This is a genomic window from Mycobacterium scrofulaceum, from assembly GCF_001667885.1.
GTDB classification, from domain to species: Bacteria; Actinomycetota; Actinomycetes; order Mycobacteriales; family Mycobacteriaceae; genus Mycobacterium; species Mycobacterium scrofulaceum_C.
This window is the reverse complement of the sequence record NZ_LZJW01000087.1, coordinates 41,772-63,203: the sequence shown is the minus strand read 5'-3', so window position 1 is coordinate 63,203 and position 21,432 is coordinate 41,772. Positions and strand designations below refer to the sequence as shown.

Here is a 21,432-nt window from a genome sequence, read left to right as displayed (position 1 = left end):
TCGTTCGAGTGATTTTGGCTTAGCCGGCTTTGGCGAAGTTGGTCGTCAGCACGCCGATCACCTGATCCCACAACTGCTGTGGCAGATCATGGCCCATCCCGTCGAATAACACCAATCGAGCGCCGTCGATGGCCCCGGCCACCGCGCGGCCGCCGAAGGGCCGCATCAGCTTGTCGGCCCGGCCGTGGATCACCACGGTCGGCGCGGCGGTCCGCCGGTTGTAGCGCTTCAGGCTGCCGCTGCCCAGCACGGCGTCGAAATGCCGGGCGACGCCCCACGGGTAATAGCTGCGTTCGTAGCTTTCGATGGCCTCGGCCCGCAGCTGCTCCTCGGATGCCAGGTAGCGCCGGCTGCCGATGATCTTGCTGACCCGGATCGCGTTGTCGACGATCACGTCGCGCGGCGAGTTCGGCGCCGGGCCCTTGATGAGCGCCAGTAACTGGCGCGGCCCGGGCGGCGGCAGACCCGCCGAATTGTTGCTGGAGAAGATGACTCCGAGGGTCTTGGTCCGCTCGCGGAATCGTGCGGCGAAGATCTGGGCGATCATGCCGCCCATCGACGCGCCCACGATGTGCGCGTCCTCGATCCCCAGGTGATCCAGCACGGCCGCGGCGTCGTCGGCCATGTCCTCGAGCTTGTACGGCGCGTCGCTCGGCAGCCCCAGCCAGGAGCGGGCCAACCGCGTCACCAACGGCTGGCCGGTGCCGCGGTGCTGCGTCTTGCTCGACAGGCCGACGTCGCGGTTGTCGTACCGGATCACGCGCAGGCCGTGGCGGACCAGCCGCTCGCAGAAGGCGGTTCGCCACAGCACCAGCTGGGCGCCCAGCCCCATGATCAGCAGCACGGGCGGGTCGTCGATGTCGCCCATGTCCTCGTAGTAGAGCTTCAGGTCGCCCCTGGGATCGAAGACAGTGGCGTGCCCGGTGCGGACCTCCATCAGACCTCTTCGGATTGGTGCTCGCGGCTGACCTCGACCATGAAGTTCGCGAAGTATCCGGTCAGCTGGGGGTCGGACATCATCTGCCACTTGGGGGCCAGCAATTTCATGTACCGCTCGACGTAGAGGAACTGCTTGCCGATCAGCACCAGCTCGCGGGGCAGCTTGACGTCGTAGGCGTCGGCCAGCGCCGACAGCTGCCGCCCGATGTCGGCGTAGGACATGTCGCCCAGCGTCGACATGGTCAGCGGGGTGGCGAAGCGCTCCAGATCCTTGGCGGCCTGGGCCTCGGGCTTCATGGTGCCGACGGCGCCCATCAACACCACGATCTTGCCCGCCGCGGCGTGGTCCTTCTTGACCAGCAGTGCGTACACCAGCTCGCGCAGCAGCCAGCGGGTGCGCGGGTCGATGCGGCCCATGATCCCGAAGTCGAAGAACACGATGCGGCCCTGGTCGTCGACGTAGAGGTTGCCCGCGTGCAGGTCGCCGTGGAACAGGCCGTGCCGCAGGCCGCCCTCGAAGAGCGAGAACAGCAGCGCCTTGACCAGCTCCGTCCCGTCGAACCCGGCCTTGCGGATGGCGGCGACGTCGTCGATGCGGATGCCGTGCACCCGCTCCATCGTCAGCACCCGCTCGGAGGTGAAGTCCCAGTGCACCTGCGGCACCCGGATGTTGCGGCCCAGCGGCGAGGCGTGCAGGTGCGAGACCCACGCGTCCATCGACTGCGCCTCGAGGCGGAAGTTCAGCTCCTCGGCCAGGTTGTCGGAGAAGTCGGCGACCACGTCCTGCGCCGAGAGCCGGCGACCGAGCTTGGCCAGCTCGACGGCCTGGGCGAAGCGCTTGAGGATCTGCAGGTCGGCCGCGACCCGGCGGCGGATGCCCGGGCGCTGGATCTTGACGACGACCTCCTCGCCGGTGTGCAGCGTCGCGTAGTGCACCTGGGCGATGGACGCCGACGCGAACGGCGTCTCCTCCCATTTGGCGAACAGCTCGGCGGGGTCGCCGCCGAGCTCCTCGACGAGCAGCTTGTGCACCTCGTCGGTGTCCGCCGGCGGCACCCGGTCGAGCAGGCCGCGGAACTCGCGGGACAGCGATTCGCCGAACGCCCCGGGGCTGGACGCGATGATCTGCCCGAATTTCACGTACGTCGGGCCGAGGTCGGCGAAAGTCTGCGGGAGCTGCTTGATCACCTTCTGCTGCCACGGGCCCTTGCCCGGCAGCTTGGTGATGACGCGCGCGGCGGTGCGCGTTACTTGCCAACCGGTGACGGCCACCCGGGCCGCCTCGATCGGCAGCGGCACGCGGTCAAGCCTGGCCACGTCTCGATGCTTGGTAGAGCTCATTTAAAGCAGTCTGCCAAATCGGTGGTGTCAAGGCCCAATCCTCTAGCTCGGCCTCCAGGGTTGCACCCAGCCCTGGATCGCCCAGCCCTCCCGCGCCGCGATCAGCTCGTACATCGTGGCGCCGTCGATCGATTCGCGGACGATGTCGGCGTGCCCGGCGTGGCGGGCCAGCTCGTTGATGACGTGCAATATCACCCAGCGCACCGACCAGGCCTCCTGGTTCTTGGGGAACCACGGAATGTCCTTCGGCACGGGCACGGCGGCGTCGAGGTCCGCGGTCTTGACCAGTCGCAGCGACTCGGCGTTCTGTTCTTCGAACGCCCGGAGCAACCCGTCCAGCGTCTCGTCGGGCCTCATCACGTGCTGGTCGGCGAATTCCTGCGCGATCTGCTCGAACGGACGCGGGTCTTTCGGCGGCGCGCCCGGTGCGGCGGCGACGCGTCCCATCCAGCTGCGCTGCATCGCGGTCACGTGCTTGACCAGCCCACCGATCGACAGCGCGCTGACCGAAGGGGTGGACCGGGCCTGTTTGTCGGTGAGGCCGTGGCTGACCGCGAAGTACGCGCTCTGGTGGAATGCCAGGTACTCGTGCAGGGCGTTGCGTTCGTCGGCCACCGGCGGGGCGAGGGCGGGCATTAGCCGATCGTAGATGGCCGGCAGGCCGTAAAGTGCGGGGATGCAGCTGGTTTCGGCCCATTCGACCGAGCTGTTCGTCGGGCCGCCGGAGGCGCCGGTGCAGCTGGCGCGGGTGTCCGTCGCCGCGGTGGCCGAGCCCACGCCGATCCGCATCGACGGTGACGGCGTCAGCGGTGAGGCGGTTGCCGGGGCCGGCGACGAGCTGGTCGAGGTTCCCGTCCGGGTCGACCGCCCGGTCGCCGGGCAGCGGCGGGCGGTTCAGGCGGTGGCCGGCGGCGCCGCGCTGCCGTTCGAATTCGTCGTGGCCGAGCCCGGCTGGACCATGTTCATGGTCAGCCACTTCCACTACGACCCGGTGTGGTGGAACACCCAGGGCGCCTACACCAGCGAGTGGGTGGCGGACCCGCCTGGTCGGCAGACCAACAGCTTCGAACTGGTCCACGCGCACCTGGAGATGGCCCGTCGCGAGCCGGAGTACAAGTTCGTGCTGGCCGAGGTCGACTACCTCAAGCCGTACTGGGACACCCACCCCGAGGACCGCGCCGACCTGCGCCGCTTCCTTGCGCAGGGTCGGGTGGAGGTGATGGGCGGCACCTACAACGAACCCAACACCAACCTCACCAGCCCGGAGACCACGATCCGGAACCTGGTGCACGGCATGGGGTTTCAGCGTCACGTGCTGGGCGCGGACCCGGCCACCGCCTGGCAGCTCGACGTGTTCGGCCACGACCCCCAGTTCCCGGGGATGGCCGCCGACGCCGGGCTGACGTCGAGCTCGTGGGCCCGCGGCCCGCACCACCAGTGGGGCCCGGGCGCGGACGTCGACCGCATGCAGTTTCGCAGCGAATTCGAGTGGATCGCCCCGTCGGGCCGCGGCCTGCTGACCCACTACATGCCCGCGCACTACGGGGCGGGCTGGGGGATGGACTCGTCGGCCTCGCTCGCCGAAGCGGAGGACGCCACCTACGCGCTGTTCCGTCAGCTCAAGCGGGTCGCGCTGACGCGCAACGTGCTGCTGCCCGTCGGCACCGACTACACGCCCCCGAACAAGTGGGTCACCGCCATCCACCGCGACTGGGCCGCGCGCTACACGTGGCCACGCTTCGTGTGTGCGCTGCCGCGGGAGTTCTTCGCGGCCGTGCGCGCCGAGCTGGCCGAGCGCGGCCGCGTGCCGTCACCGCAGACCCGCGACATGAACCCGATCTACACCGGCAAGGACGTGTCCTACATCGACACCAAGCAGGCCAACCGGGCCGCGGAGAATGCCGTCCTGGAAGCCGAGCGGTTCGCCGTGTTCGCCGGGTTGACGGCCGGCGCCGAGTACCCGCAGGCCGCCCTGGCCAAGGCGTGGGTGCAGCTGGCCTACGGCGCGCACCACGACGCCATCACCGGGTCGGAGTCCGACCAGGTGTACCTCGACCTGCTGACCGGCTGGCGCGAGGCGTGGGAGCTGGGCCGCGCGACCCGCGACGCCTCGCTGGCGCTGCTGTCCCGGGCGCTGGGCGGCGACGTCGTGGTGTGGAATCCGCTGGCGCAGCAGCGCACCGACGTCGTCACCGCGCGGCTCGACGCGCCGCTCGAGGCCGGGGTGCGGGTCCTGGACGCCGACGGCAACGAGCTGCCCGCACTCGTCGAGGACGGGGGCCGGTCGGTCAGCTGGCTGGCGCGCGGCCTGCCGTCGCTGGGCTGGCGGGCCTACCGGCTCGTTCCCGGGGGCGGACCGGCCGGCTGGGAGGCGGTGCCGGGCCCCGCGATCGCCAACGGGCGCTACCGCCTCGAGGTCGACCCGGAGCGCGGCGGCGGAGTGGTTTCCCTGGTCCAGGACGGCCGGGAGCTGATCGCCGACGGCCGGGTGGGCAACGAGCTGGCCGTCTACGAGGAATACCCGTCGCACCCGACGCAGGGCGAGGGCCCGTGGCACCTGCTGCCCAGGGGGCCGGTGGTGTGCTCCTCGGAGTCGCCGGCCCGGGTGCAGGCCTACCGCGGACCGCTGGGGCAGCGGATCGTCGTCACCGGCCGGATCGGGGGGCTGCTGCGCTACACCCAGACCCTCACCCTGTGGCACGGCGTGCCGCGGGTGGACTGCCGTACCACCATCGACGAGTTCACCGGGGCCGACCGGCTGGTGCGGCTGCGCTGGCCCTGCCCGGTGCCGGGCGCCATGCCGGTCAGCGAGGTCGGCGACGCCGTCGTGGGACGGGGCTTCGCCCTGTTGCACGACGGGGACCGCTCGGTGGACACCGCGCAGCACCTGTGGACGCTGGACAACCCGGCCTACGGCTGGTTCGGCCTGTCGTCGGCGGCGCGCGTCCGGGTGGGCACCGCCGTGCGGGCGATCTCGGTGGCCGAGGTGGTCACCCCGGACGAGGCGGAGTCGGGGCCGCTGGCCCGCGAGCTGATGGTCGCGCTGGCGCGCGCCGGGGTGACGGCCACCTGCAGCGGCGCGGACAGGCCCCGCTACGGCGACCTCGACGTCGATTCCAACCTGCCCGACGTGCGGATCGCGCTGGGCGGACCGGCCCGCAACCCGTTCACCAGGGCGGTGCTGGCGCAGGCCGGTCCGGCGTACGCCGACGAACTCGACCGCCAGTTGGCGGCGACCGGCCGGGCCAGGCTCTGGGTGCCGGCCGCGACGCCGTTGGCGGCGGTGTGGCTGCCCGATGCGGACCTGCGCGCGCCGGCGGCGCTGCCGCTGCTGGTGATCGCCGGGCGCGACGAGGAGGACCTTTCCGCCGCGATCGCGGAGCTGGCCGACGACCTCGGCGACGCCGAAGTGCTCGTCACCCAGCGGGCGCCGGCGGGCATCGGCGAGTTCGACGACCGCACCGTCGCCCTGCTCAACCGCGGCGTGCCCAGCTTCGCCGTCGACGCCGAGGGCACCCTGCACACCGCGCTGATGCGCTCCTGCACCGGCTGGCCGTCGGGCATCTGGATCGACGAGCCGCGCCGCACCGCCCCGGACGGCTCGAACTTCCAGCTTCAACACTGGACGCACGCGTTCGACTACGCCCTGGTCTGCGACGACGGCGACTGGCGGCGCGCCGAAATCCCCAGCCGCAGCGCGCAGTTCGCCCACCCGCTGCTCGCCGTCACCGCGGGCGGCGCGGGCGGCGCGCCGCCCGGGACCGGATCCCTGCTGCGCGTCGAACCCGCGGGCCGGGTGCAGCTGGCCGCCCTGAAGGCGGCCGGCAACCCGCTCACGGCGGGCAGCGCCCGGCCGGTCGACCCCCGCTCGGTCGCGCTGCGCCTGGTCGAGACGACCGGGGCGGGGGCCGGCGTGGTGATCGGCTCGGACGTCGGCGAGCTCGCCGACGTCCGCGCGGCCGACCTGCTCGAAACCGCACGGCCCGGCCGCCCGCTCGAACTGCACGGCTACCAGGTGGCGACCGTGCTGGCCCGCTTCGATACGCCGCGCGCGCCGTCGGCGCCCGTCGCGCTGGCCCCGCACGCCGAAACCGCCCAGCCGTTGTACGCGCGCTACTGGCTGCACAACCGGGGCCCCGCCCCGCTGGGTGGCCTGCCGGCCGTCGCGCATCTGCACCCCGCGCGGGTGGCCGCCGAGCCGGGCGACGAGGTCGTGCTGCGCCTCACCGCGGTCAGCGACTGCAGCGATGCCACCCTGGCCGGCACCGTCACCCTGGTGTGCCCGCAGGGCTGGTCGGCCAAGCCCGACGAGCTGCCCCTCACGCTGCGCAGCGGCGACTTCCGCGAGACCGACGTGGCGGTGTCGGTGCCCGCCCGCGCCCGGCCGGGCCGGTACCCGGTCCGGGCCCAGCTCCGCATCACCGGCGACGAGGCCCCGGCCGCCTGGCGCCAGACGGTCGAGGACGTGTGCATCGTTGAGGTCGGCGCGGCCGGCGACGGGGAGCTGATCTACCTCGCCGAGGGGCCGGCCGACATCGAGGTGGCCGCCGGTGCCGCGGCGGCGCTGACCGTCACGGTCGGCAGCCGCGCCGGGGCGGACCTCGCCCTCGAGGCGCATCTGATCAGTCCGTGGGGCACGTGGGAGTGGCTGGGCCCCGCCGCGGCGGGCGCGGTCCTGCCCGCCCTCGGCGCCGCGGACCTCCGCTTCTCGGTGACCCCGCCGGCCTGGCTGGAGCCGGGCCAGTGGTGGGCCCTGGTCCGGGTCGGCTGCGCCGGCCGGCTGGTCTACACCCCGGCGGTCAAGGTGACCGTGACATGAGCGTGGTCGCGACGGTCGCGGGCGTTCCGGTCCCGGTCGACGAGGTGGACGCGGCCGAAATACGGCTGCGCGGCCGGCGGGGGGCGACCGCGCTGCCGGCCGGCGGCACCGCCGAGGGGCGTCAACTGCGGCGCTGGCTGACCCAGCTGATCGTGACCGAGCGGGTCGTCGCCGCCGAGGCCGAGGCCCGGGGCCTCAGCGGGCGGGGCGCGCCCAGCGAGCAGGAGCTGCTGCCCGACGCGACGGCCCGGCTGGAGCTCGGCAGCGTCGCGGCGGCGGTGCTGGCCGACCCCCGCGCGCGGGCGCTGTTCGCCGACGTCACCGCCGCGGTCCGCGTTTCCGACGAGGAGGTGGCCGCCTACCACGCCCGCAACCCGTTGCGGTTCGCCGAGCCGCGCCGGGATTCGGGCGGCTGGCGGGCCCCGCCCACGGCCGGGCCGCCGCTGGACGACGTGCGCTCGGCGATCGCCGCCCACCTGCGGGCAGCCGCGCGGCGCCGCGCCTTTCGGGTGTGGCTGGACGCGCGGCGGGCCGCGCTGGTGCGGCTCGCTCCCGGCTACGAGCATCCCGGCGACCCGCACCAACCCGACAACACCCACCGGCACTGACCGCGATGCTCACCCTCTGCCTGGACATCGGCGGCACCAAGATCGCCGCCGGCCTCGCCGATCCCGACGGCGCGCTGGTGCACACCGTCATCCGGCCCACGCCCGGCGGCGGCGCCGAGCAGGTGTGGGCCGTGGTCGAGGCGACGATCGCCGACGCGCTGCGTGCGGCCGACGGCGCGGTCGCCGCGGTGGGCATCGGGTCGGCCGGCCCCATCGACCTGGGCGCCGGAACCGTCAGCCCCGTCAACATCAAGGGCTGGCAACGCTTCCCGCTGCGCGACCGGGTGGCGGCCGCGGTGCCGGGCGCGCCGGTACGGCTCGGCGGCGACGGCCTGTGCATGGCGCTGGGGGAACACTGGCGCGGCGCGGGCCGCGGCGCGGATTTCCTGCTGGGCATGGTGGTGTCCACCGGGGTGGGCGGCGGGCTGGTGCTCGGCGGCGTTCCCTACACCGGCCGCACCGGCAACGCCGGCCACGTCGGGCACGTCGTGGTGGAGGACGGCGGCCCGCCCTGCGTGTGCGGCGGGCGCGGCTGCGTGGAGGCGATCGCGTCCGGGCCGTCCATGGTGCGCTGGGCCCGGGCCAACGGGTGGTCCGCCCCGCCCGCCGCCGGCGCCCGCGCCCTGGCCGCCGCGGCGGCGGCCGGGGACCCCTTGGCCCTGCGGGCATTTCGCCGGGGGGCCACCGCGCTCGCGGCGATGATCGCGTCGGTCGGCGCGGTCTGCGACCTGGACCTCGTCGTCATCGGGGGAGGAGTGGCCAACTCCGGTGGCCTGCTCTTCGATCCCCTGCGGGAGAAGCTGGCCGAATACGCCAGGCTGGACTTCCTGGCCGGTCTGCGGGTGGTGCCGGCCGAACTCGCCGGCGAGGCGGGCCTGGTCGGCGCGGCGCGACTGGCCGGCCTGCGCTGAGCGCCGGACGGCCGCCGTTTTGGCTGACGGGGAGGGGTCAGGCTATCCTGGTGCCCGATCCACCGAAGACCGTCGGTCACCGAGCAATCGGTTGAAGGTCCGGGAGCATCCCGGCGGCCCACGCAGGAGGACGAGGCAACAGCGCCGGCACGCGCCGGCGCGCAGTCACGCCCCGGCCGCATCCTGCGCCGGGGCGTTCGTCGTTCCAGCGGTGGTCACTGACGACACGTCGCATGGCTTTCACTTCAGGAGGTACGCATGGCCAGGGCTGACAAAGCCACCGCCGTTGCAGACATCGCCGAGCAGTTCAGGGAGGCGACCGCGACCCTGATCACTGAGTACCGCGGCTTGACCGTGGCCAACCTGGCCGAGCTGCGCCGGTCGCTCAGCGGCTCGGCGACCTATTCGGTGGCCAAGAACACGCTGATCAAGCGGGCGGCGTCCGAGGCCGGCGTCGAAGGCCTCGACGAGCTGTTCGCCGGGCCGACCGCGATCGCGTTCGTCACCGGCGAGCCGGTCGACGCCGCCAAGGCCATCAAGACCTTCGCCAAGGACAACAAGGCGCTGGTCATCAAGGGCGGCTACATGGACGGTCGCGCGCTGACCGTCGCCGAGGTCGAGCGCATTGCCGACCTGGAGTCGCGCGAGGTGCTGCTGGCCAAGCTGGCCGGCGCCATGAAGGGCAACCTCGCCAAGGCGGCCGGCCTGTTCAATGCTCCCGCCTCGCAGGTCGCTCGCCTCGCGGCCGCGCTGCAGGAAAAGAAGGCCGCAGAGACCCCCGCGACCCCCGCGGCCCCCGCGGCTCCCGAGGCTCCCGCCCCGGAGGCCGCGGCCCCCGAGGCCACCGAGGCGGCCCCAGAACCAGCTTCGGAAGCGCCCGCAGAGGCGCCGGAAACCCCGGCCGAAGCCGAATAAACCCCAACCGGAAATCAGGAAGGACCCACACACCATGGCGAAAATGTCTACCGACGACCTGCTTGACGCCTTCAAGGAAATGACCCTGTTGGAGCTCTCCGACTTCGTCAAGAAGTTCGAGGAGACCTTCGAGGTCACCGCGGCCGCCCCGGTCGCCGTCGCCGCGGCCGGCCCGGCCGCCGGTGGCGCCCCCGCCGAGGCCGCCGAGGAGCAGTCGGAGTTCGACGTCATCCTCGAGGCCGCCGGCGACAAGAAGATCGGCGTCATCAAGGTGGTCCGCGAGATCGTCTCCGGCCTGGGCCTCAAGGAGGCCAAGGACCTGGTCGACAGCGCGCCCAAGCCGCTGCTGGAGAAGGTCGCCAAGGAGGCCGCCGACGAGGCCAAGGCCAAGCTGGAGGCCGCCGGCGCCACCGTCACCGTCAAGTAGCTCCACGCCGAAAACCCCCCGGGACCGCCGTGTGCGGTCCCGGGGGTTTCGTCGTCCTCAGCGCCTGGAGTCCACCGACAGCGTGACGCGCTCGCTTGAATCACCCAGGGCCACAAGCAGATTGGTGAACATCGAGACGAGCACGGGCGCGACCGCCGCGCCGTCGTCGCCGTAGAACCCGGCCAGCTCCAGCATCACGAAGCCGTGCACCTGGGACCAGAACTGGGCCGCCGTGGCAACGATCGTCGGGTCGTCGTCCGGGGCACACGCGGTGATGCGGCCGGCGATTATCGACCGGCGCATGGCGCGGACCACGTGCGCGAAGCTCGGAATGTCGCGTTCGATCTCGGCCACCGTGAGGGTCAGGACGTTGCCCGCGGGGGCGTTGATGCCGTGCGCGCTGGTGCTGCCGAACATCAGCCGATACATGTGCGGGTGCTTGATGGCGTAGCGCCGGTAGGCCGCACCGATGACGAACAGGTCGGCGACCGGATCGTCCGTCTCCGGGACGGCCAGCGCGGCGTCGAACTGGCGCAGGCCCTCTTCGGCCACCTCGGCGATCAGGCCGCGCATCCCGCCGAAGTGCGTGTACAGGGCCATCGTCGACGTTCCGGCCGCGCCGGCGACCTTGCGGGTCTGCAGCGCATCGGGGCCGTTCTCGTGCAGCAGGTCGACGGCGGCGCGCAACATCTCGTCGCGGACGCTGCGCTGCCCTCGCGCCAATTCCGAAGTCATCGTTGCCATCCTCCCATCCGCGGCGTAGCGTCCCTATAACAGCGTCATATCAATGTTATAGGAGCTCAAAGATGACGGTCGCAGAAACCGCAGAAACTTCGAACCCGTATGTCGAGGGCCTGCTGGCGCCGGTGGCCGCCGAGGTGACCGCCACCGACCTCCCGGTCACCGGACACATCCCCGAACACCTCGACGGCCGCTACCTGCGCAACGGCCCCAACCCCGCCGAAGAGGTCGACCCGGCTACCTACCACTGGTTCAGCGGCGACGGGATGGTGCACGGCGTCGCGCTGAGCGGGGGCAGCGCCCGCTGGTACCGCAACCGCTGGGTGCGCAGCCTGTCGGTGTGCGCGGCCCTGGGCGAGCCGACCCCGGGCCGGCTCGACCCCCGGGCCGGCATGCTCTCGCTGGGCGCCAACACCAACGTCTTGACCCACGCCGGGCGCACCCTGGCGCTGGTCGAGGGCGGGGTGGCCAACTACGAGCTGACCGACGAGCTGGACACCGTCGGGACGTGCGACTTCGACGGCACGCTGGCCGGCGGCTACACCGCCCATCCGCACCGCGACCCGCGCACCGGCGAACTGCACGCCGTCTCCTACTCGTTCGCCCGCGGGCGGACCGTGCAGTACTCGGTGATCGACACCCGGGGGCGGGCCCGCCGGACGGTCGACATCGAGGTGTCGGGCTCGCCGATGATGCACGACTTCTCGCTGACCGAGAAGTACGTGGTCATCTACGACCTGCCGGTGACGTTCGACCCGGCGCAGGCGCTGCCGCAGGCCATGCCCCGCTGGCTCGGCCTGCCGGCGCGGCTGGCGATGCAGTCGCTGATCGGGCGCGTGCGGGTGCCTAGCCCGATCAACGCCATGATGAACCGCAGCCCCAAGCACTCCGACCGCATGCCGTACGCCTGGAACCCCGGCTACCCGGCGCGCATCGGCGTCATGCCCCGCGAGGGCGGAAATGCAGACATCCGCTGGTTCGAGATCGAGCCCTGCTACGTCTACCACCCCCTCAATGCCTACTCCGAGATGCGGGACGGCGCAGAGGTTTTGGTGCTCGACGTGGTGCGGTACTCGCGGATGTTCGACCGCGACCGGCGGGGGCCCGGCGAGACCCCCCCGACGCTGGACCGGTGGACCATCAACCTGGCGACCGGCGCGGTGGCCACCGAATGCCGCGACGATCAGCCGCAGGAGTTTCCGCGGATCAACGAGGACCGACTCGGCGTCCCGCACCGGTTCGGCTACACCGTCGGGGCGTACTTCGCCGGCGGCGCCTCCGCGTTGTACAAGCACGACTACGCCACCGGCGCCCGTGCGGTCGCGCCGCTCGATCCCGACCTTTTGCTCGGCGAGATGTCCTTTGTGCCCAACCCCGGCGCCGCCTCGGAACAACGCGCCGAGGACGACGGCGTCCTGATGGGTTACGGCTACCACCGCGGCCGAGGCGAGGGCCAGTTGGTGTTGCTGGACGCGGGGACCCTCGAGCCCGTGGCCACGGTGCATTTGCCGCAGCGGGTGCCGATGGGATTTCACGGCAATTGGGCGCCCACTGGCTAACGCGCGTCGAATAGGATCGAGGGGACCGGCGACGGCGGGATCTCAGGTCAGCCAATTTTTGCCGGCTGTGCCACGCAACCCTGATGCCGTTCAGCAAGCGTGCGCTACAGTGACTCATGCCACATAAAAGGGCAGGTGGCGGGCATGAGCGTCGACGGAAGGATCTCCCATGGGTGTCGCTATTGAGGTGAACGGCCTCACGAAGTCCTTCGGATCGTCGAGAATTTGGGAAGACGTGACCCTGGAGATCCCGGCCGGGGAGGTGAGCGTCCTGCTGGGGCCGTCGGGTACCGGCAAATCGGTGTTCCTGAAGTCCCTGATCGGTCTGCTGCGCCCCGAGCGCGGCTCGGTGGTGATCGACGGCACCGACATCCTGCAGTGCTCGGCCAAAGAGCTCTACGAGATCCGCACGCTGTTCGGCGTCATGTTCCAGGACGGTGCCCTGTTCGGTTCGATGAACCTGTTCGACAACGCCGCCTTCCCGCTGCGCGAGCACACCAAGAAGAAGGAAAGCGAGATCCGTGACATCGTCATGGAGAAGCTGCAGATGGTGGGTCTGGGTGGCGACGAGAAGAAGTTCCCCGGCGAGATCTCCGGCGGTATGCGCAAGCGCGCCAGCCTGGCCCGCGCGCTGGTGATGGACCCGCAGATCATCCTCTGCGACGAGCCCGACTCCGGTCTGGACCCGGTCCGCACCGCCTACCTGAGCCAGCTGATCCTCGACATCAACGCCCAGATCGACGCCACCGTCCTGATCGTCACGCACAACATCAACATCGCCCGCACCGTGCCGGACAACATGGGCATGCTGTTCCGGCGCAAGCTGGTCATGTTCGGTCCCCGCGAGGTGCTGCTGACCAGCGACGAGCCGGTGGTGCGGCAGTTCCTCAACGGCCGCCGCATCGGCCCCATCGGCATGTCCGAGGAAAAGGACGAGGCGACGATGGCCGAAGAGCAGGCCGCCCTCGAGGCCGGCCAGCACGCCGGCGGTGTGGAGGAGATCGAGGGCGTGCCGCCGCAGATCGTCGCGTCCCCCGGGATGCCCGAGCGCAAGGCCGTCGCCCGGCGCCAGGCGCGGGTGCGCGAGATCCTGCACACCCTGCCGCAGAAGGCGCAAGCCGCGATCATCGACGACATGGAGGGCACCCACAAGTACCGGGCGCACGAGGTCGGCGACTAGCGCGCCCGGCCGGAAAGTTCGCGATAACTTCGCGTAACTCGACGGCTCGCCCTCTTGACGACGGGCCGTAAACGGGCCAGTCTGTTGGGCAGCATGTATCCAGCGGAGAGTCGAGATGCCAGCCAGCGCCGATGTCCCTGGATGTCCTGTGCTGGACAGTTGAGGAATGCGCCGCCCTACGCTATTGTTGGACGTTGCGCTGGCTACCTCCTGCCCACCTCACCCGCCACCTGACACCGTGGTCTAAGCCTGAGCCCCCTGTAAGCGGCTTAGTTCTTTCATCGTGCGCGTGAGATCCGGACAGTTCGTCCGCCGGCCTAACCGACACAATTCGCGGCGAACGCAACCGGTGGTTCCGGTCTTCGTGAGTCGCACGAGGTGCTGGAAGGATGCATCTTGGCTGATTCCCGCCAGAGCAAAACGGATCGCCCACAAAGTTCCTCTAATGGAAGTTCCCTAAACGGCTCCGTCCCCGGAGCGCCCAACCGAGTTTCCTTCGCCAAGCTCCGCGAACCGCTTGAGGTTCCCGGCCTGCTCGACGTGCAGATCGACTCCTTCGAGTGGTTGATCGGCTCGCCGCGCTGGCGCGAGGCCGCCATCGAACGTGGCGAGCCCAGCCCGGTCGGCGGCCTCGAAGAGGTGCTGTACGAGCTTTCGCCGATCGAGGACTTCTCCGGCTCGATGTCGCTGTCGTTCTCCGACCCCCGTTTCGACGAGGTCAAGGCGCCGGTCGACGAGTGCAAAGACAAGGACATGACGTACGCGGCCCCGCTGTTCGTCACGGCCGAGTTCATCAACAACAACACCGGCGAGATCAAGAGCCAGACGGTGTTCATGGGTGACTTCCCGATGATGACGGAGAAGGGCACGTTCATCATCAACGGCACCGAGCGCGTGGTGGTCAGCCAGCTGGTCCGCTCGCCCGGTGTGTACTTCGACGAGACCATCGACAAGTCGACCGAGAAGCTGCTGCACAGCGTCAAGGTGATCCCCAGCCGCGGTGCGTGGCTGGAGTTCGACGTCGACAAGCGCGACACCGTCGGCGTGCGCATCGACCGCAAGCGCCGCCAGCCCGTCACCGTGCTGCTCAAGGCGCTGGGCTGGACCAACGAGCAGATCCACGAGCGGTTCGGCTTCTCCGAGATCATGATGGGCACACTGGAGAAGGACAACACGGCGGGCACCGACGAGGCGCTGCTGGACATCTACCGCAAGCTGCGGCCGGGCGAGCCGCCGACCAAGGAGTCCGCGCAGACCCTGCTGGAGAACCTGTTCTTCAAGGAGAAGCGCTACGACCTGGCCCGCGTCGGCCGCTACAAGGTCAACAAGAAGCTGGGCCTGCACGCCGGCGAGCCGATCACGTCGTCCACGCTGACCGAGGAAGACGTCGTCGCGACCATCGAATACCTGGTGCGCCTGCACCACGCCCGTACGGATGGCCAGGCCGCTGTCATGACTGTCCCCGGCGGCATCGAGGTGCCGGTGGAGACCGACGACATCGACCACTTCGGCAACCGGCGGCTGCGCACCGTCGGTGAGTTGATCCAGAACCAGATCCGGGTCGGCATGTCCCGGATGGAGCGCGTCGTCCGCGAGCGGATGACCACCCAGGACGTCGAGGCGATCACGCCGCAGACGCTGATCAACATCCGGCCGGTCGTCGCCGCGATCAAGGAGTTCTTCGGCACCAGCCAGCTCTCCCAGTTCATGGACCAGAACAACCCGCTGTCGGGTCTGACCCACAAGCGCCGCCTGTCGGCGCTGGGCCCAGGCGGTCTGTCCCGTGAGCGGGCCGGGCTGGAGGTCCGTGACGTGCACCCGTCGCACTACGGCCGGATGTGCCCGATCGAGACCCCGGAGGGTCCGAACATCGGTCTGATCGGCTCGCTGTCGGTGTACGCCCGGGTCAACCCGTTCGGCTTCATCGAGACGCCTTACCGCAAGGTGGTCGACGGTGTGGTCACCGACGAGATCCACTACCTGACCGCCGACGAGGAGGACCGCCACGTGGTGGCGCAGGCCAACTCGCCGATCGACGCGAAGGGCCGGTTCGAGGAGTCCCGCGTGCTGGTCCGCCGCAAGGCGGGCGAGGTCGAGTACGTGCCGTCGTCCGAGGTGGACTACATGGACGTGTCGCCGCGCCAGATGGTGTCGGTGGCCACCGCCATGATCCCGTTCCTCGAGCACGACGACGCCAACCGTGCCCTGATGGGCGCCAACATGCAGCGTCAGGCTGTTCCGCTGGTGCGCAGCGAGGCGCCGCTGGTGGGCACGGGCATGGAGCTGCGCGCGGCGATCGACGCCGGCGACGTCGTCGTCGCCGACAAGGCCGGGGTGATCGAGGAGGTCTCCGCCGACTACATCACCGTGATGGCCGACGACGGCACCCGGCACACCTACCGGATGCGCAAGTTCGAGCGGTCCAACCACGGCACCTGCGCCAACCAGTCGCCGATCGTGGACGCCGGGGACCGGGTCGAGGCCGGCCAGGTCATCGCCGACGGCCCCTGCACCGAGAACGGTGAGATGGCGCTGGGCAAGAACCTGCTGGTGGCGATCATGCCGTGGGAGGGTCACAACTACGAGGACGCGATCATCCTCTCCAACCGACTGGTTGAGGAGGACGTGCTCACCTCGATCCACATCGAGGAGCACGAGATCGACGCCCGCGACACCAAGCTGGGCGCCGAGGAGATCACCCGGGACATCCCGAACGTCTCCGACGAGGTGCTGGCCGACCTCGACGAGCGCGGCATCGTCCGCATCGGCGCCGAGGTGCGCGACGGCGACATCCTGGTCGGCAAGGTCACCCCGAAGGGTGAGACCGAGCTGACCCCGGAGGAGCGGCTGCTGCGGGCGATCTTCGGCGAGAAGGCCCGCGAGGTCCGCGACACCTCGCTGAAGGTGCCGCACGGCGAGTCCGGCAAGGTCATCGGCATCCGGGTGTTCTCCCGCGAGGACGACGACGAGCTGCCGGCCGGTGTCAACGAGCTGGTCCGCGTGTACGTGGCCCAGAAGCGCAAGATCTCCGACGGTGACAAGCTCGCCGGCCGGCACGGCAACAAGGGTGTGATCGGCAAGATCCTGCCCGTCGAGGACATGCCGTTCCTGCCGGACGGCACCCCGGTGGACATCATCCTGAACACGCACGGTGTTCCGCGACGGATGAACATCGGCCAGATCCTGGAGACCCACCTCGGGTGGGTGGCCAAGTCCGGCTGGAACATCGAGGGTTCGCCCGAGTGGGCGGCCAACCTGCCCAAGGAGCTGCAGAGCGCGGAGCCGAACGCCATCGTGTCGACGCCGGTGTTCGACGGCGCCCGGGAGGCGGAGCTGCAGGGCTTGCTGTCCTGCACGCTGCCCAACCGGGACAACGAGGTGATGGTGGACGGCGACGGCAAGGCGGTGCTCTTCGACGGCCGCAGCGGTGAGCCGTTCCCGTACCCGGTGACCGTTGGCTTCATGTACATCATGAAGCTGCACCACCTGGTGGACGACAAGATCCACGCCCGCTCCACCGGCCCGTACTCGATGATCACCCAGCAGCCGCTGGGCGGTAAGGCGCAGTTCGGTGGCCAGCGGTTCGGTGAGATGGAGTGCTGGGCCATGCAGGCCTACGGCGCGGCGTACACGCTGCAGGAGCTGTTGACCATCAAGTCCGACGACACGGTCGGCCGGGTCAAGGTGTATGAGGCGATCGTCAAGGGCGAGAACATCCCCGAGCCGGGGATCCCCGAGTCGTTCAAGGTGCTGCTCAAGGAGCTGCAGTCCCTGTGCCTGAACGTCGAGGTGCTCTCGTCGGACGGCGCGGCGATCGAACTGCGCGAAGGCGAGGACGAGGACCTGGAGCGGGCTGCGGCCAACCTGGGAATCAACTTGTCGCGCAACGAATCCGCCTCTGTTGAGGACCTGGCTTAATCACTTTTAGTTACTAAACCCGCAAGGGGAAAGGGAGTTACGTGCTCGACGTCAACTTCTTCGATGAACTCCGTATCGGCCTGGCCACCGCGGAGGACATCAGGCAATGGTCTTACGGCGAGGTCAAGAAGCCGGAGACGATCAACTACCGCACGCTGAAGCCGGAGAAGGACGGCCTGTTCTGCGAGAAGATCTTCGGACCGACTCGCGACTGGGAGTGCTACTGCGGCAAGTACAAGCGCGTCCGCTTCAAGGGCATCATCTGTGAGCGCTGCGGCGTCGAGGTGACCCGCGCCAAGGTGCGCCGCGAGCGGATGGGCCACATCGAGCTCGCCGCGCCGGTCACGCACATCTGGTACTTCAAGGGTGTGCCTTCCCGGTTGGGCTACCTGCTCGACCTCGCCCCGAAGGATCTCGAGAAGATCATCTACTTCGCGGCGTACGTGATCACGTCGGTCGACGACGAGATGCGGCACAACGAGCTGTCCACGCTCGAGGCCGAAATGATGGTGGAGCGCAAGGCCGTTGAGGACCAGCGCGACGCCGACCTGGAGGCCCGCGCGCAGAAGCTGGAGGCCGACCTGGCCGAGCTGGAGGCCGAGGGTGCCAAGGCCGACGCGCGCCGCAAGGTGCGCGACGGCGGTGAGCGGGAGATGCGCCAGCTGCGCGACCGCGCCCAGCGCGAGCTGGACCGGCTGGAGGACATCTGGAACACCTTCACCAAGCTGGCCCCCAAGCAGCTGATCGTCGACGAGAACCTCTACCGCGAGCTCGTCGACCGCTACGGCGAGTACTTCACCGGCGCGATGGGCGCGGAGTCGATCCAGAAGCTCATCGAGAACTTCGACATCGACGCCGAGGCCGACTCGCTGCGTGACGTCATCCGAAACGGCAAGGGGCAGAAGAAGCTTCGCGCCCTCAAGCGGCTGAAGGTGGTCGCCGCCTTCCAGCAGTCCGGCAACTCGCCGATGGGCATGGTGCTCGACGCGGTCCCGGTGATCCCGCCGGAGCTGCGCCCGATGGTGCAGCTCGACGGTGGCCGGTTCGCGACCAGCGACCTGAACGACCTGTACCGCCGGGTCATCAATCGCAACAACCGCCTCAAGAGGCTGATCGACCTCGGCGCGCCCGAGATCATCGTCAACAACGAGAAGCGGATGCTGCAGGAGTCCGTCGACGCGTTGTTCGACAACGGCCGCCGCGGCCGCCCGGTCACCGGGCCGGGCAACCGCCCGCTCAAGTCGCTGTCGGATCTGTTGAAGGGCAAGCAGGGTCGGTTCCGCCAGAACCTGCTCGGTAAGCGTGTCGACTACTCGGGCCGTTCGGTCATCGTGGTCGGCCCGCAGCTCAAGCTGCACCAGTGCGGTCTGCCCAAGCTGATGGCGCTCGAGCTGTTCAAGCCGTTCGTGATGAAGCGGCTCGTCGACCTCAACCACGCGCAGAACATCAAGAGCGCCAAGCGAATGGTGGAGCGGCAGCGTCCCCAGGTGTGGGACGTGCTGGAAGAGGTCATCGCCGAGCACCCGGTGCTGCTGAACCGGGCACCCACCCTGCACCGGCTGGGCATCCAGGCCTTCGAGCCGATGCTGGTGGAGGGCAAGGCCATTCAGCTGCACCCGTTGGTGTGTGAGGCGTTCAACGCCGACTTCGACGGTGACCAGATGGCGGTGCACCTGCCGCTGAGCGCCGAGGCGCAGGCCGAGGCCCGCATCCTGATGCTGTCGAGTAACAACATCCTGTCGCCCGCGTCCGGCCGTCCGTTGGCCATGCCGCGACTGGACATGGTGACCGGGTTGTACTTCCTGACCACCGAGGTCGACGGCGACAAGGGCGAATTCCAGCCCGCCGCAAAGGATCAGCCCGAGGTCGGGGTGTACTCCTCGCCGGCCGAGGCGATCATGGCCGCCGATCGCGGCGTCCTCTCGGTGCGGGCCAAGATCAAGGTGCGACTGACGCAGCTGCGTCCGCCGGCCGAGGTCGAGGCCGAGGTGTTCGGTGCCAACGGCTGGCAGCCGGGCGACGCCTGGATGGCGGAGACCACGCTGGGCCGGGTGCTGTTCAACGAGCTGCTGCCGGTGGGCTACCCGTTCGTGAACAAGCAGATGCACAAGAAGGTGCAGGCCGCGATCATCAACGACCTCGCCGAGCGTTACCCGATGATCGTGGTCGCGCAGACCGTCGACAAGCTCAAGGACGCCGGCTTCTACTGGGCCACCCGCAGCGGTGTCACCGTGTCGATGGCCGACGTGCTGGTCCCGCCGCGCAAGAAGGAGATCCTCGACCAGTACGAGGAGCGGGCCGAGAAGGTCGAAAAGCAGTTCCAGCGTGGCGCTTTGAACCACGACGAGCGCAACGAGGCGCTGGTGGAGATCTGGAAGGAAGCCACCGACGAGGTCGGTCAGGCGCTCCGCGAGCACTACCCGAGCGACAACCCGATCATCACGATCGTCGACTCGGGTGCCACGGGTAACTTCACCCAGACCCGGACGCTGGCCGGCATGAAGGGCCTGGTGACCAACCCGAAGGGTGAGTTCATCCCGCGTCCGGTCAAGTCGTCGTTCCGCGAGGGCCTGACCGTGCTGGAGTACTTCATCAACACGCACGGCGCCCGAAAGGGTCTGGCGGACACCGCGTTGCGTACCGCCGACTCGGGTTACCTGACCCGTCGTCTGGTGGACGTGAGCCAGGACGTCATCGTCCGCGAGCACGATTGCGAGACCGAGCGCGGCATCCTCGTCGAGCTCGCCGAGCGTCAGCCCGACGGCACCCTGATCCGTGACCCGTACATCGAAACCTCGGCCTACGCGCGGACTTTGGGCACCGACGCGGTCGACGAGGCGGGCAACGTCGTCGTCGCCCGCGGCGAGGACCTGGGTGACCCGGAGATCGACGCGCTGCTGGCGGCGGGCATCACGCAGGTCAAGGTGCGTTCGGTGCTGACGTGCACCACGGGCACCGGGGTGTGCGCGACCTGCTACGGGCGGTCGATGGCGACCGGCAAGCTGGTCGACATCGGCGAGGCGGTCGGCATCGTCGCCGCGCAGTCCATCGGTGAGCCGGGCACGCAGCTGACGATGCGTACCTTCCACCAGGGTGGTGTCGGTGAGGACATCACCGGCGGTCTGCCCCGTGTGCAGGAGCTGTTCGAGGCCCGCGTCCCGCGCGGCAAGGCGCCGATCGCCGACGTCACCGGGCGGGTGCAACTCGAGGAGGGCGAGCGCTTCTACAAGATCACCATCATTCCCGACGACGGGAGCGAGGAGGTCGTGTACGACAAGCTCTCCAAGCGGCAGCGGCTGCGCGTGTTCAAGCACGACGACGGTTCCGAGCGGGTGCTGTCCGACGGCGACCACGTCGAGGTGGGCCAGCAGCTGATGGAGGGTTCGGCCGACCCGCACGAGGTGCTGCGCGTGCAGGGCCCGCGCGAGGTGCAGATCCACCTGGTCCGCGAGGTCCAGGAGGTCTACCGCGCCCAGGGTGTGTCGATCCACGACAAGCACATCGAGGTGATCGTTCGCCAGATGCTGCGCCGCGTCACCATCATCGACTCGGGCTCGACGGAGTTCCTGCCCGGTTCGCTGATCGACCGCGCGGAGTTCGAGGCGGAGAACCGCCGGGTGGTGGCCGAGGGCGGCGAGCCCGCCGCCGGTCGCCCGGTGCTGATGGGTATCACGAAGGCGAGCCTCGCGACGGACTCGTGGCTGAGTGCGGCGTCGTTCCAGGAGACCACGCGAGTGCTGACCGATGCGGCGATCAACTGCCGCAGCGACAAGCTCAACGGTCTGAAGGAGAACGTGATCATCGGAAAGTTGATCCCGGCGGGTACCGGCATCAACCGGTACCGCAACATCCAGGTGCAGCCGACCGAGGAGGCCCGGGCCGCCGCGTACACGATCCCGTCCTACGAGGATCAGTACTACAGCCCGGACTTCGGCCAGGCCACCGGAGCCGCGGTTCCGCTGGACGACTACGGGTACTCCGACTACCGCTAGTCCACACAGAAAAAGCCCCGGGTCTCGGCCCGGGGCTTTTTCGTACCCGTTCGCACCCGACGCTCGCGTCGGCGGCCCTTAC

13 protein-coding genes are annotated in these 21,432 nt (G+C 69.7%); 9 read left to right on the top strand and 4 right to left on the bottom strand.

Annotation, left to right across the window (positions count from 1 at the left end):
* Window positions 1-19 precede the first annotated feature (19 nt).
* Genes A5681_RS13225 through A5681_RS13215 form a run of 3 tightly spaced genes read right to left on the bottom strand, consistent with a single transcriptional unit; the run spans window position 20 to window position 2,895 of the window.
* Window positions 20-937, bottom strand: coding sequence for an alpha/beta fold hydrolase (locus tag A5681_RS13225; protein WP_067274967.1), 918 nt, complete (start codon window positions 935-937; stop codon window positions 20-22).
* Window positions 937-2,280, bottom strand: a complete 1,344-nt coding sequence (locus A5681_RS13220; protein ID WP_067274964.1) for an ABC1 kinase family protein — start codon at window positions 2,278-2,280, stop codon at window positions 937-939. The genes A5681_RS13225 and A5681_RS13220 overlap by 1 nt, the downstream gene beginning before the upstream one ends.
* 42 nt (window positions 2,281-2,322) lie before the next feature.
* Entirely contained in the window at window positions 2,323-2,895 is a 573-nt protein-coding gene (locus tag A5681_RS13215; protein WP_067275272.1) for a DinB family protein, read from the bottom strand.
* Between the two features lie 61 nt (window positions 2,896-2,956).
* On the opposite strand from A5681_RS13215, the gene A5681_RS13210 reads away from it, so the two are divergent.
* The 5 genes from A5681_RS13210 to rplL all read left to right on the top strand — a co-directional run bounded on the left by A5681_RS13210 (window position 2,957) and on the right by rplL (window position 9,960).
* Entirely contained in the window at window positions 2,957-7,099 is a 4,143-nt protein-coding gene (locus A5681_RS13210; protein WP_067274961.1) for an NEW3 domain-containing protein, read from the top strand.
* Complete coding sequence (locus A5681_RS13205) at window positions 7,096-7,707, top strand: DUF7158 domain-containing protein (RefSeq protein ID WP_067274958.1); 612 nt, start codon at window positions 7,096-7,098, stop codon at window positions 7,705-7,707. Before A5681_RS13210 ends, A5681_RS13205 begins: the two co-directional genes overlap by 4 nt.
* A gap of 5 nt (window positions 7,708-7,712) precedes the next feature.
* Entirely contained in the window at window positions 7,713-8,618 is a 906-nt protein-coding gene (locus A5681_RS13200; RefSeq protein ID WP_067274955.1) for an ROK family protein, read from the top strand.
* 258 nt (window positions 8,619-8,876) lie between these two features.
* The gene (rplJ, locus tag A5681_RS13195; RefSeq protein WP_067274952.1) at window positions 8,877-9,533 is read left to right on the top strand and encodes a 50S ribosomal protein L10; all 657 of its coding nucleotides are present in this window, start codon (window positions 8,877-8,879) and stop codon (window positions 9,531-9,533) included.
* A gap of 34 nt (window positions 9,534-9,567) precedes the next feature.
* Window positions 9,568-9,960 carry a 50S ribosomal protein L7/L12 gene (rplL, locus tag A5681_RS13190; RefSeq protein ID WP_067274949.1) on the top strand — a complete coding sequence of 131 codons (393 nt, stop codon included), beginning with the start codon at window positions 9,568-9,570 and terminating at the stop codon, window positions 9,958-9,960.
* A gap of 57 nt (window positions 9,961-10,017) precedes the next feature.
* On the opposite strand, the gene A5681_RS13185 is transcribed toward rplL, so the two are convergent.
* Complete coding sequence (locus A5681_RS13185) at window positions 10,018-10,695, bottom strand: TetR/AcrR family transcriptional regulator (RefSeq protein WP_067275269.1); 678 nt, start codon at window positions 10,693-10,695, stop codon at window positions 10,018-10,020.
* Window positions 10,696-10,766: 71 nt separating this feature from the next.
* Between A5681_RS13185 and A5681_RS13180 the strand changes: the two genes are divergently transcribed.
* The 4 genes from A5681_RS13180 to A5681_RS13165 all read left to right on the top strand — a co-directional run bounded on the left by A5681_RS13180 (window position 10,767) and on the right by A5681_RS13165 (window position 21,350).
* On the top strand, window positions 10,767-12,260 hold the full coding sequence (locus A5681_RS13180) for a carotenoid oxygenase family protein (protein ID WP_067274946.1): 1,494 nt from the start codon (window positions 10,767-10,769) through the stop codon (window positions 12,258-12,260).
* Between the two features lie 169 nt (window positions 12,261-12,429).
* Complete coding sequence (locus A5681_RS13175) at window positions 12,430-13,440, top strand: ABC transporter ATP-binding protein (protein ID WP_067274942.1); 1,011 nt, start codon at window positions 12,430-12,432, stop codon at window positions 13,438-13,440.
* 396 nt (window positions 13,441-13,836) lie between these two features.
* Window positions 13,837-17,358 (top strand): DNA-directed RNA polymerase subunit beta, encoded by a 3,522-nt coding sequence (locus A5681_RS13170; protein ID WP_156737965.1) that lies wholly within the window; start codon window positions 13,837-13,839, stop codon window positions 17,356-17,358.
* Window positions 17,359-17,399: 41 nt separating this feature from the next.
* Window positions 17,400-21,350, top strand: a complete 3,951-nt coding sequence (locus A5681_RS13165; protein WP_067274939.1) for a DNA-directed RNA polymerase subunit beta' — start codon at window positions 17,400-17,402, stop codon at window positions 21,348-21,350.
* Window positions 21,351-21,432 lie beyond the last annotated feature (82 nt).

Coding starts and splice junctions, on each gene's coding strand:
- A5681_RS13225 (WP_067274967.1), bottom strand. CDS start 937: ATGGAGGTCCGCACCGGGCACGCCACTGTCTTCGATCCCAGGGGCGAC.
- A5681_RS13220 (WP_067274964.1), bottom strand. CDS start 2,280: ATGAGCTCTACCAAGCATCGAGACGTGGCCAGGCTTGACCGCGTGCCG.
- A5681_RS13210 (WP_067274961.1), top strand. CDS start 2,957: ATGCAGCTGGTTTCGGCCCATTCGACCGAGCTGTTCGTCGGGCCGCCG.
- A5681_RS13205 (WP_067274958.1), top strand. CDS start 7,096: ATGAGCGTGGTCGCGACGGTCGCGGGCGTTCCGGTCCCGGTCGACGAG.
- A5681_RS13200 (WP_067274955.1), top strand. CDS start 7,713: ATGCTCACCCTCTGCCTGGACATCGGCGGCACCAAGATCGCCGCCGGC.
- rplJ (WP_067274952.1), top strand. CDS start 8,877: ATGGCCAGGGCTGACAAAGCCACCGCCGTTGCAGACATCGCCGAGCAG.
- rplL (WP_067274949.1), top strand. CDS start 9,568: ATGGCGAAAATGTCTACCGACGACCTGCTTGACGCCTTCAAGGAAATG.
- A5681_RS13185 (WP_067275269.1), bottom strand. CDS start 10,695: ATGACTTCGGAATTGGCGCGAGGGCAGCGCAGCGTCCGCGACGAGATG.
- A5681_RS13180 (WP_067274946.1), top strand. CDS start 10,767: ATGACGGTCGCAGAAACCGCAGAAACTTCGAACCCGTATGTCGAGGGC.
- A5681_RS13175 (WP_067274942.1), top strand. CDS start 12,430: ATGGGTGTCGCTATTGAGGTGAACGGCCTCACGAAGTCCTTCGGATCG.